This is a genomic window from Haloarcula sp. JP-L23 (assembly GCF_011602445.1).
Taxonomy (GTDB): Archaea; Halobacteriota; Halobacteria; order Halobacteriales; family Haloarculaceae; genus Haloarcula; species Haloarcula pellucida.
The window spans coordinates 144,361-156,539 of record NZ_CP050017.1; the positions used below are offsets into that span (position 1 = coordinate 144,361).

Sequence of the window (12,179 nt, forward strand, 5' to 3'; positions counted from 1 at the left end):
CATCTACGCAACCCGTGGGTCAACACCGACTGGCTGGCCGACAAGCTCGATGTCACGCGTGAGACGGTACGGACCTACTTCTACCGAACCCGAGAGAAAGCGCAGACAGCGGAGACTTGGTGAGTTGGAGAGTGCGGACCTCCCGCTCACCGTCAGGTGAGACAGTTGGCGTGACACTGCTGATATTGTCCTTGAGGGGGCGTGCAAAAGCGGAGCTGGTACCACGGTAAGCCTTCGTACCAAGCAAACGTCTCCCGCAAGTGCCTACCCTCATATGAGGTTATACATACTGAGCCTCACCAGCTGATCGTCCCCAAGACTGACACCGGTCTGTTAATCTTGATTACGGCGATAATCACGACCACTGCACAAATTGATCAGTAGGCTTATTTGTATCTCCCAACCGAACCGTTCCCTGATAGTTAAGTTACAGTACAAATTACACCAGGTAGCGCGATGATTTCTCTCCCTCCCCTCGTCGATAACGCCAAAAGGACAGTCGAGGACGTCTACAAGAAAATCATTCCACAGATCGAAGAGGCTCGAATTGCCACTGGCTACTTTTACCTCTCTGGCTTCGACTTGTACCGCGACGATCTCGAAGAACTTGCTGACCCGGATGAACTCGGCCACGCACCGCTTCGAATCCTGATGGGCCGACAAACGAACCGCAGCACTGCAGATGAAATCGGGGAAGGGCAAAGTCTACGCGGCGAACTCAGAGACGAAGTTGAGGAGAGCATCGAGGATTTGAACAACGCGCAGTTAGGACGACTTGATCGGCTGCGAGACTTCATAGCTGAAGACAAGGTTAGCGTCCGTGTGCGAAATCCAGAAAATGGCTACTTCCATGCCAAAGGAGCATCATTCCGAGCACCGCACGACGATGACGACTGGGTAACCGATGATGACACAGACACTCGACCCTGCGCTACCATTGTCGGGTCCTCAAACTTCACTGCCAGTGGACACCGGAACAACATCGAACTTAACCTTACAAGCCAGGACCGACCCGAAGCAGATGCGTTCGAGGACTGGTACGATAATCAGTGGGCGAACGCCGAGGACTTCAGCGAAGAGATCATCAAGATTATCGAGAACAGCGACCGGTACCAAAGCTGGAAAGAACAAAAAGAAAAAGAATCAGAAGACCAAGAAGCACCAGAAGATCTGGGAACGTACATCGAACCGTTCGAGCTGTACAAACTCCTCGCCTACGACGAACTGAGTGGGAACGTCAATATCCGCGATAGTCCGCTATACTACTTCCAGACACTTGGATACGAGAGTGCGAGGGAGAAACTCTCGCAGTTCAACGGGTGTATCATCTCTGATTCGGTCGGTCTCGGTAAATCATTCATTGGAGGTGAGCTTCTTTACGACTACCGACAGCGCGGTGACCGCTGCCTTCTCATCGTTCCCGCGAACCTCACCGAACAGTGGGAAGACCTTCTACAGGACGACACCGATGAAGATGGGAACCCGTATTTCGGACTCGAAGTCGATGGAACGCACCTTGACGTGATGAGCATCAGCAAGTTCCAGAACCTCTCCTTCGACGAGGTGCAGGACCTCAAAGAAGGGTTCGACGCCGTGTTGATTGACGAAGCCCACCGATTCCGGAACCACGGGAAGTGGCGACCGAACCCGGAAGATGAAGACGACTACAAAGGCACACGACGGCACGCTAATCTGCGGCAGCTCCGTGGGAAGACGATGATTATGCTGACGGCGACCCCCATCAACAACTCCGCGACCGACTTGGAGAACCTCATCAGCTTGTTCACCAGTCCTGAGGAACTTCGAAATAAGGCATCGCTGGACTTCGATGCATTCGAAGAGTACATCGAACTTTCAGAGACGCGGAAGAAGATTGCTGCCGGGAAAGAGGAAGCCAGCGAGGAAGAACAGCGGAATATCACTGAGCAACTCCAGCGGCACTCGGAGGAGATCTCGAAGATTCTGAACGAGGTAATGGTGCTTCGAACACGGAAGCACGTCAAAGACCAAATCCAAGACGAGGAGGATTTCGAGATGAGTTTCAAGCCGCCAACGCTCAGCAAGGAGCAATACTCGCTGCCGCCGGCGTACCAACCTGTGTACCGGATGCTGCCGGACGTGATGGATGCACTCCACCTCCCGCACATCACGGTGAAGAATCCGAAAGCGGGTGGAACGCTCAAAGCGCTGTACAAGCTGAATCTACTCAAGCGCCTGGAATCTTCAACATACGCGTTCGTGCAGTCTATCGAGACCCTCCATCAGAGCGAGCGACAACTTCTCGGGCTTCTGGATGGACTTCCAGAAGACGAGAAAATCGACAAGCTGCGGACGGCGCAGAACGGTGAAGAGTCGGAGACTCTGGATGACTTCGTGGAGGGTAGTGACGCCGCTGAAGACCTCGAACAGACGTTGGAGGAGTTCGGCTTCGACACGACTGCTGTACGCGCTGATGACGACCGTGAAAGCGACAGCACAGACGAATTAATTGACGCGACGATTAGCGAAGTGAAGACGTACATTCGTGAGGACCTGACGTTGCTGGCGTACTTCCTCACACAGTTCATCGGTGACGTCGCTCGTGACGCTGGCGATGTGAACGACCAGGCTGTCTCGACACGGCAATGGCTGCACGATCACAATGCAGGCGTTCTTCCAGATGTTCCGGAGGTGGAGTTGAACCCGGTTCTCTACCCGCGAAGTGACCTGAGCGACGTGGATGAAGCAACGCGAGAGTTCTACGAAGCGGTGTTCTCACTGCGAGAGTTCCGTGACCCGAAGGTTGAACGACTCGCAAACGTCCTCAACGGGTACGATGATGAGAAGGTACTCATCTTCACGCAGTACCGCGCTACTGCAGACTACGTTCACCGAACACTCCTGAACAATCCTGACTCGCCACTAACGAATGCGAACAGTGCTGTCGTGAAAGGAGGGGATGAGAACAAGCAGGACGTTATTCAGCGGTTCGCACCGGAAGCCTCTGGGTATCAGCAAACTCTGGCTGAGTCCGGTGAATCGGAACTGCAGTATGTTGTAGCGACGGATACGCTTTCCGAGGGTGTGAACCTACAGGACGTATCAGTTCAAGTGTCGTTTGACCTGCCGTGGAACCCGATGCGTATTGTCCAGCGCGTAGGGCGTATCGACCGGATCGGGAGTACGGAGGAGAAGTACGTCCACAACTTCTACCCTGACGGTGACATCGAAGCTGCGATTAAACTCCTGAAGCGTCTTCAAGCCAAAATCAGCGATATTGCACTGATTGTCGGGAAGGAGAACAACATTCTCGACCCGAACGAGGATCAGATACTGGAGAAAAGCGGCGTAGACACCGAAAAGACGATTGGTGAGTTACAGGTCGACGAAATTGAAGACTCACTGCAGCGCTCGCGAGAAATAAACGACGTGAACGAGCTTGATGACACGAGCAAGAACCCGCTACTGCGGAACGCGGGAAGTAACGAGCAAGCCGCGTATGAGCGGTTCTTGCTGAAGAAAGAATTGAACGAAGACTTCGGTCTCACCACAGACGACTTCGAGTACGCTGAGGACTACTTCGAGGACCCACCAGAGGACCGCGAATTTCTATACACGAACGTTATTAACCATGACTCAGGTCCACGCCCCGGTGTATTCGGCCTTGCACACCTTTGGTTCGATGATGAAGATCAAGAATCACCACTCGGTCGTGTTCGTCGAGCATTCTACTACAAGCCATTCACAGACGACGTGAAAGAGCGCCCGGTCGGGACGCTCAAAATCAAGCCATCAGTGACGGGTGAACCGATAACTGGGGATGCCGAGAATGTGCTGGCGAACCGAGACGCGATTCAAGACGTTCTTGATAATCGCTTAGAGGCGATCAGAGAAGGGCAGGTCGAAGGCGCGTTCAAGCAGGGTGAGGCGTTCTCGAAAGAACAAGAGACCATCTTAGACTTCATCACTCACTACATACAGCCAAACCACGGTGAGAAGTCTGTGCCGAGGGATGATTACGAGACACTTGAGGAGTGGGCTGGAGAACTCCACGAGCGCCTGCAGGACGTGAAGTTAGCAAACACGGACGAAGACCGGATTCTCCGAGATACTTTTCGGCACAACGATCAATACGACTCGTTCCCTGATTGGCCTCCCAGAGAATTCTTGAAGCAGCTTGAGCTCTTTCTCGAAGAAAATGTAGAGGGCTCAACAGAGTACCAAGCTAAACTTGTAGGCGAGAGCGAAGTACAGGCCAAACTAATGTGTTGGGGGGTCATCGGCACGTAATCGATGTTTCGGTAGCCTGCAGATGGGGCCGCCTACGGGTAAGGCCCTTCCTCATCTAATGCGGTGTACTTCTCAAACACGAGGTCGAAATAGGCATCATCCATTAGCTTTGGATCGTCAACCTGGTAGAAGTCATTGAGAATGAATTCTGTCTCTTTCTCATTCATTCCATAGGCATGGAACGCAGCAGCGTCGATTTCAGCTTGCAACTCTCGGCGTTTTTTGGCGTCAGTTGCTGGGTCAATATCACCTAGTCGTTCACGCATTTCGGCAAATGCGTCTCCATAGCAATTCAGTCTCGCCGCTCGCTGAGTGTAGCTTCAACCGTGAGTGTACCTGCTTATCTCCTCTGGGCGCGTATCTACTGGAATGGGAGCGAAGAAATACGTCGTGGAGCTGTCTGAGGAAGACCGCAACACGCTTGAGTGGTTCATTTCGACCGGTGAACGCAAGGCCGAGGATAATACACGAGCACGGATCCTACTGAAAGCCGATGACGGGCTCACTGATTCGGAAATCAGTGAGCACGTCGGTTGTTCTCCCAAGACGGTCTCTAACACGCGCAAAGCATACTGTGAGCGAGGGCTCGCGGCGATTCATCGCCGCAAGCCCGACCGTGAATACGAGGTCAAAATGGATGGTGCCGCCGAAGCCCACCTCATCCGACTCGCCTGTAGCGAACCCCGGAAGGACACGCTCGCTGGACGCTGCATCTCCTTGCCGACGAACTCGTTACCCTCGACGAGATCGACTTCGAGTCGATCTCTCACGAAACCGTCCGACAGCGGCTAAAAAAACACCCTGAAACCCCATCTCTCTGACTACTGGTCGATCCCAGCCGAGAATGACGCTGACTTCGTCTACCATATGGAGGACGTTCTCGACCTCTACCACGAACCATACGACGAGACGCGTCCAGTCATCTGCTTCGACGAATCCAGCAAAGCACTCCGTGGGCACGAACGCGACCCGCTCCCGGCGCGACCGGGAGCGGTCGCCCGTGTCGATCACCGCTACGAACGCAACGGGAAAGAACGGATTCACCTCGCCACGGAACCGTTGACTGGCTGGGTGAACGTCGAAGTCACCGAGCGACGACGCACCACCGAGTTCATCGACCGGATGGTCGAACTCGCAGACAACCACTACCCGGATGCGGACCGCATCCGGGTGGTGGTCGATCAACTCAACACGCACAACCCCGCTGGCTTCTATCAGTTCTTCCCGCCGAATGAAGCCCAAGCGTACCTTGATCGGTTCGAGTTCCACTACACGCCCAAGAAAGGAAGCTGGTTGAATATGGCCGAGATCGAACTGGGTGTGCTCAAACGACAGTGTCTCGACCGTCGAATCTACCACGCAGCGACTCTCCGGTCGGAGGTCGCTGCGTGGCAAGATCATCGGAACGCGGCTAACCGACTCATCGACTGGCAGTTCACCACCGACGACGCACGAATCAAGCTACGCCGGCTCTACCCGGTCGAAATTGAAATCGAAGAGGACCGGCAAGTTCAGGGTTGAAGCTACACTGAGAGATCCAGTTGAACCAATCGTCACCCTCAGTGAGTCGAGGGAGTTGCGACTCATTGAGCTTGTATTGGACGATATTGGTGTCAATCTTCGTCCTCATGAGGTAGTCAATTGGAATGCTGTTCAGTAGTCCCAAGACGACGAATAATTCTCTATCGGTAAACACATCTTCATAAGCACTGTGCATCGGGTAGTTACTAAGGTCATCCTCAGTAGGATTCACCACATGGGGGCGCACTGTGGCGACACTGTGTACAGTGACTGTGTCCTTTGGAAGGACGCCCGTGATTAATGTCCGTTCATCAGTCGCACGTGCAATCTTCCGAATGGCAATTCGGTACTTTGTGCAATCAAGCAGCACGTCTTCTTTCGACAGTTGAGGACGACCATGTTGCTCAAGCAGATCATTAACAAACGACTTCTGTGAGCCGGATCCCTCGAATTTGTTGTAAATCGCCTTTTTCAAACTCGCATCTGGATCTCGTGACCGGAAGTTCTTCATCCGGACTCTGTGTTTCGCACTCCGGTCTGGGTCGTCTTCATCCACCCCCCAGAGCGATATGGGGTCAATGTTGAACACGGAGGTGTCATCATATGAAAACTGGTGCATATTCTTCCCCTCATATATGGGATAATCACCGTCCTCTGGTTGTTCCACCAGGAGATTAGAGTCGTTTGCACGGTCGAGCTCCTTCATGTATAGAGAGACAAACCAATCGTCACCAACCTTCTCTCCAATTGGAGGGTGTTCTACGAACTTTGACAGAGAGTCGATTAGTTCCTGTGACCGGAAGAAGGGGAAGATGCGTGATTCGGGTGAGTATTCAGCAAGAACTTCTGATGGGATATCAATAGAATACTCGTCGAAGTTGACAAGTATCGAGGCATCTCCACTTGCGAAGCTGCCGTTTACTATGTCGGTTGAACCAGAGTTTCGGAAAGTGCAGATAGCAAAATGGTAGCGGTCATCTACATTGTTGAAAATCCCTTTATTCTCAAATTGGGCGAAGTGTTCCAATTCGGTTTCATTTATAATGTACTCTCGAAGGTCCTTGGCCGTCGCTCCAAGGAAGAAGTTACCAGGCATGATTTGGGTGACATATGATTGATCCCCAGCTAACTGGGTAACTCGTTCAAAAAACAGCAGTGAGAGGTCTGTTTCAGTGGCTACTGTCTGACCGCCTACAGTGGGTTTCTGTAGTTCATACTGGTCTGATGAGTTATAATAATCGGACCGGATCTGCATATTTTTCTTGAACTCTTCATACTCGGCTGCGATATCGGGATTTGACAGAAGCTCCTCCTCTTTCCGGTCTTTTTCACTTGGTGACCGGGTTCTAAACCGCTCGTCATACCTTGGGAAGAAATGACTCCGATCCGGTGTGAGTACGTCCCAGGGTGGATTCCCGATGATGACGTCGAACCCACCATCCCGGTAGATTGTAGGAAACTCAATCACCCAATGGAACGGGTGGTATTCTTCTAGTGTCTGTTCATCGACTTCCTCGATGCCAGCATCATGGAACTGGTCGAGGATTTTCTGATTCAGCTTCTCACTGTGAGATTCAATCCGCGATTCTGCTAGCTTTCTCGCGTTTGTAGCGACTTTGGAGCTAGTCGCATCCTGGTGACGTTCAATGGCTTCGATCACCCCTTCGTACATCTCTTTGATGCCAGTCCCGGTGCCACCTCCGTAGTTCGACAGAGATGCATCCCCACTGTCAGTGGCTACTTCTTCAACCTCTGTGAACCCGATGAGCGTGTTCCCTTGGCGGATGTTGAAGTCGATGTTGGGAAGCGGTTCTACTTCATTGGGCTCGTCCTCAATATCCGCTACCATCGACAACCAGAGTCGAAGTTTACAGATCTCAACTGCACCCTCATCGATATCGACACCGTAGAGATTGTTCAGGATGGCCGTCCTTTTTGCGTACAGGGACGGGCCACCTTGACCTGCATTGATCGCTTCCATCTCATCCCGGGTTCGGGATTCTAGTTCCCACCCTTTACCTTCACTTTCGAGTTGTTGGAAGAACTCAATACACTGCATGTAGATGTCCACCAGAACGTCCTGAGCGGCAAGGAGAAATGCACCACTCCCGACTGCTGGGTCGATAATATGGGCCTCCTTTAGGATGTCGTGGTACAACGCCTCGACGTGTTTTGTGTTCACGTTCTCAGCGACCACCTGTTGAGTCATCGCCCCACCGTCTGCTAGCACTTCTTCTCCGGCGCTCGTTTCGATACCCGGGAAACCGAACACGCCGTCAATCTTCTCATAGTCCGCATCAACTGCGTCATTGAGCTGGTCGAGAAGGTACGGATGGATCGTCCGTCGGGACATGAACCCAGTAATCTCTTCGGGCGTGTAGTACGCGCCCATCTCTTTCTGGTTGACCGTCTGTTCAAAGATGTGTCCGAGAATCGCGGGTGAGAGATTTTTTGGGTCAACAATGTCGAGCCTTTCGTCTACGTTCCAGTTCCAGCCCGACAGGAAGTCCAGTATGTCGTCAAAGAGTTCATTCGTTTCTTCAGCGGACTCTCCGAGCTTCGCGTTCGGGAAGTCTTCCTCGACTGGGTTCTTGGCGAACAGCCCACCGTTTAGATATGGAAGACTGCCGAAGTCAGGGTTCTGCTTGTCCTCTGCGAGGTAATCAAAGAACAGTGGTCGGTAGAATTTCTCATACCGATCATCGCCATCGTCAACGACCTCGTCGGGCTGTTCGTGCAGGTAGTTGGGGTTCCGGTCCAGCAGACGCTTTTCCTGAATGAAGTACAGGAAGATCATTCGGTCAAGGATGACCTGCACATAGCGTTGCTTCGCGTCACCCCGGTCGTCGGGGATACCAGAAACCTCCTGTACGAGACCAGTACGGAGGTCTTCGAACTCTTGGTAGAATTCCTTGACAACCTGCTGTGTGTCGTACAGTGTATCGTATATTGCTGCTGAAGAGCCGTATTCAATCGAGTTGAGCTTCTTCAGAACAGTATTCTTATCCCCGCTCTCGCGCTGAAACTGGTCTTTAGTGAATGATATCTTCTGGTGCTTGATGCGACCGTGCTGTTGTCCTTCCCAGCTGCGCATCCGCGTGAGGAACGTGAACTCTTCAAACTCGTTCGTAGCCACGAGGTTCGTGTGTCTTGAGCGGTTGTCCGGCTTGAAGTCTGTCGCAGATTCACCAGGACCTGCGTTGACGAGAACAACGAATTCGTCGTCAGCAAGTTGGAGAACCAGTTCGTCATCCTCACCGAGATTTGGGCGTGGTTTCAGCCCCCGCTTCTCGAAAGAGTCAGCGATGTCCTGTAGAGAGTCCCAGCCCGCGATGTCGTTCGCGGTGATCTGCTGGAGGGTCATACATTCTGAAACCCGCCTGACTCTTATCAAGGTAAGGGAATTGCATCACTCTGACTACCATATTCCCATCAACTCACATATAGTAGTAATAGTGGGTTTGGAGGTTGACTTCCGAAGCAGCAGGCTCTGCTAAGATCTCACTGACAGCATCTGCAATTCCGATTGTAACCGGGAGTCGTTTACAGAAATCCGAACTGTTCCAATCTAATTTTGTGAATTTGAGTATCTCTTCACAGATCCGGTGGTAATCGCCTGAGAAGTATTCTGGATGGGGTCGAAGGACCAGCGGCTTTGGTGTTCCAGGGTTGTTGTAGACCGATTGCTCAGGCACGAACCCTGTGGTGTACAGGTAGTATTCTCGTTCTTCTGGAGGGATAGCAAGTGTCCCGCGAAGTGGCGGGTTGTCTCCTTGGCCAAACAATCGGAGAGGATGCCTCTTGCGGACGGTGATGAATTCTTTTGTCTTCACATCCGATGCCCCGTCTGAGAATCCTCTTGTTTCATCCTCCAAGAAATTGGAAGACTTGTGGAGGACTAACCGTCTCGGCATTTCATCGCGCTGGTTCCCGTACTCTTCGAGAATGTTTTCAACGAGTCGTTTCGCGTCGGTATACGAAATATGGGTTTGGCGTTCTTCGGTAGCGATATCCTCTACAGCTCCACCCTCAATGACGAAGTTTCGTCCATCGTCAATGAATACCTGAGCAATCGCAGCCCGAGTTTCTGGGTCATCAGACCGTTCTTGATAAAACGAGATACCTGCATAACACGTTCTACTCCGGAGGTCTGCTAACTTCCAAGGTCTACCTTCCCGTGCTTTGTATAGCATTCCGACAGCGATATTCCACGCCATTTCTGAGCGCTCTTGGACGTCATTCCCACCCCGAAGTGCTTTCGGTGTCATCAGCTGCGTGGGTTTCTCCTGCATCCCCACGATCTTGATTCGACTTCGGAAATTCCCGTCTTTGGTCCTGATTTCGTTTGTATCTGTGTCCGGATCGGAACAGTACTCAACGACGCGCTCCGGAATCACGACAAAAACAATATCTGGTGGTGGTGTCTGCTTACACACCCGCTGTATCTGGTATTTTATGTGATTGAACGCAGTTTCAGTCCGATGGCTACGGTCGCGTATTTCACCGATATCCCCAATGTCACTAGACTGGATTCGACCTTTCCATTTCTCAAGCGTCTGGTAGTCAAATCTCAACTCAGAGTTGCTTCCAAGACCGGGGAAGTCGGGTTTCCACCGTTGCCGATTCTTTTTACTTGGAACACCAGTCCGCATATCCCGAAGCAGACTTTCCATCATACTGATTGACCGACTGTCTCCCACGATACCTACATTGACCACCTCATGTTCAACCCCAGTGGCCCGTGGACAGGGACCGTATTTCAGAAGACCAGCACGTGGATCTTTTGCCCTCCCATCATTAGCAAAGACCAGTTCTGGTTCACGGACTCGTTCCAGACGGAATCCAGAGTCACTCAATTCGATCACCCTCCATCAACGCCTCTTGCTCAGCACTATTCCGTGGAGGGCGTACATCAAGTGTTCTCTCTAATGGGCTACTAAATTTCATATACTGATCTGGATCTAATCGACCCAACTCGCTTGGGTGGGGTTCATCTGCACCTCTAACCCCGGTTCTGAGATGGTGTAACCATTGTTTCAGCTGAGCACGGTGGTTTGGGTGCTGATCATACCCGTTCTTCCGTAGCCAATGGTGTAGGGTACTGGCAAAATCACCAGTGATCATATCCTCTCCCCGTCCATTCTGTGAAAAGACCCAGCCAGTTTTGATGAACGGATAGTAGCTGTCGCCATACTGTTTGACAGATATCGATCCGTATCGATGACCAACAACACCTTTGGCCCCAATCGTTACTGTGTATCCATCCTTGGACATCCTCTCTTCCCCCTGTTTGACACCGCCGTCCAAGGTCTGTTGAACCGGCCGGTCCGTGGTGAAGATTAACTTGTGCTTCCGATTGTGTCGAATCACATTGCAGTTGTCGTGTAGCTCTTCACCACGCCAAGTTAATTGATTGTTCAGGAGTACTTTCCCAATCCGATCGTCGGTGCTATTCTCGCTTATCCAATCCTCAAAATTATGAGTAGTGACGTCATCGGTGTTCACGAACTTGGCTAAGGAGTTACCCATTTGTTCTGGTGGAATAAGGCTGAACGCTGTTGTCCCTTCGAACCAGATGGGTTGGTACCGCGGGTTCTCTTTGTACACCTGTTTATAATCGGAGACCAGTGCTGGTGCAGTCCAGATATGTTTGGGGAACCGCTTTATCTTCAGAAAGTTTGGAATCAGGTCGCCTGATTCTTGTACTGGTTTATTCTCACGAGTGAAGAAGTCCCACTTCTTTTGACGTTGTTCCCGCGACTCATTCTCGGTAATCAGTTCCCCGAGTCGAGCAAAGTTCGCCTTCTTAATGTGGACGTTTTCTAGGAACCGCCAGAAGTCGTCGAAGTCCAGTTCTTCGAACTGCTCCTTCTCGTCCTCATTCAATTTGTGCTTCTCACAAATATCCTCGTATAACCGCTTAACTTCCTGTTCTTTGCGTGTGCGGTCTCGGAAGATGTTTTTCCAGCGTCGCTGATCGGCGTAGTCCACCGCGAAAATATGGAATTCAAATTCTTCGCTAGTGACATTGAAATCGATGAATTGCCGTGTGAGCTCTGTTAGGAGAGCTTTATCGGCTAATGACGCCTTCGTGTTTTTTGTTTCAACACGGAATATTTTCTCTTCGTTGTGGGCTGGTCTCGTAAGGCGGATGTCTGACGTGCCAGAGTATGGGTCACCAGTACTGAGGAATTCTTTTGACTCCAAGTACTCTTCCACGCGACGCCGGTAGGCCTCTCCCTTGTGTTGGCTGGCTTCCTGTCCACCTTCGAGATTCTCCCACGACACGGAACAACAAATGGCAGTAGATAGTATAAACCCTCGTGGAAAATAGCCGTTCTCCGTGGCTGAGATTTATACAACACTGGTAACAACCTCATAGTAACTCC

Annotated in this window: 5 protein-coding genes and 1 pseudogene; 2 read left to right on the forward strand and 4 right to left on the reverse strand. The window is 51.6% G+C overall.

Features of this window, described 5'->3' with window-relative positions; all coding sequences use genetic code 11:
• Nucleotides 1-456 precede the first annotated feature (456 nt).
• Entirely contained in the window at nucleotides 457-4,269 is a 3,813-nt protein-coding gene (locus G9465_RS23705; protein ID WP_166975504.1) for a helicase-related protein, read from the forward strand.
• Between the two features lie 32 nt (nucleotides 4,270-4,301).
• Here the strand turns inward: G9465_RS23705 and G9465_RS23710 are convergent, their stop codons facing one another.
• Complete coding sequence (locus G9465_RS23710) at nucleotides 4,302-4,535, reverse strand: hypothetical protein (RefSeq protein ID WP_166975507.1); 234 nt, start codon at nucleotides 4,533-4,535, stop codon at nucleotides 4,302-4,304.
• Nucleotides 4,536-4,638: 103 nt separating this feature from the next.
• Between G9465_RS23710 and G9465_RS23715 the strand changes: the two are divergent.
• A pseudogene (locus G9465_RS23715) lies at nucleotides 4,639-5,790 on the forward strand (IS630 family transposase).
• Here the strand turns inward: G9465_RS23715 and G9465_RS23720 are convergent.
• From G9465_RS23720 to G9465_RS23730, 3 genes are all read right to left on the reverse strand, one after another.
• The gene (locus tag G9465_RS23720) at nucleotides 5,726-9,154 is read right to left on the reverse strand and encodes an Eco57I restriction-modification methylase domain-containing protein (protein ID WP_166975510.1); all 3,429 of its coding nucleotides are present in this window, start codon (nucleotides 9,152-9,154) and stop codon (nucleotides 5,726-5,728) included. The pseudogene G9465_RS23715 and the gene G9465_RS23720 overlap by 65 nt on opposite strands.
• Nucleotides 9,155-9,227: 73 nt before the next feature.
• Nucleotides 9,228-10,646 (reverse strand): hypothetical protein, encoded by a 1,419-nt coding sequence (locus G9465_RS23725; RefSeq protein ID WP_166975513.1) that lies wholly within the window; start codon nucleotides 10,644-10,646, stop codon nucleotides 9,228-9,230.
• Nucleotides 10,639-12,078 carry a hypothetical protein gene (locus G9465_RS23730; RefSeq protein ID WP_166975516.1) on the reverse strand — a complete coding sequence of 480 codons (1,440 nt, stop codon included), beginning with the start codon at nucleotides 12,076-12,078 and terminating at the stop codon, nucleotides 10,639-10,641. The genes G9465_RS23725 and G9465_RS23730 overlap by 8 nt, the downstream gene beginning before the upstream one ends.
• Between the last annotated feature and the right edge of the window lie 101 nt (nucleotides 12,079-12,179).

Bases quoted from the DNA above. Each gene is read 5' to 3' on its own strand.
- G9465_RS23720 (WP_166975510.1), bottom strand. From the start codon at position 9,154: ATGACCCTCCAGCAGATCACCGCGAACGACATCGCGGGCTGGGACTCT.
- G9465_RS23710 (WP_166975507.1), bottom strand. From the start codon at position 4,535: ATGCGTGAACGACTAGGTGATATTGACCCAGCAACTGACGCCAAAAAA.
- G9465_RS23705 (WP_166975504.1), top strand. From the start codon at position 457: ATGATTTCTCTCCCTCCCCTCGTCGATAACGCCAAAAGGACAGTCGAG.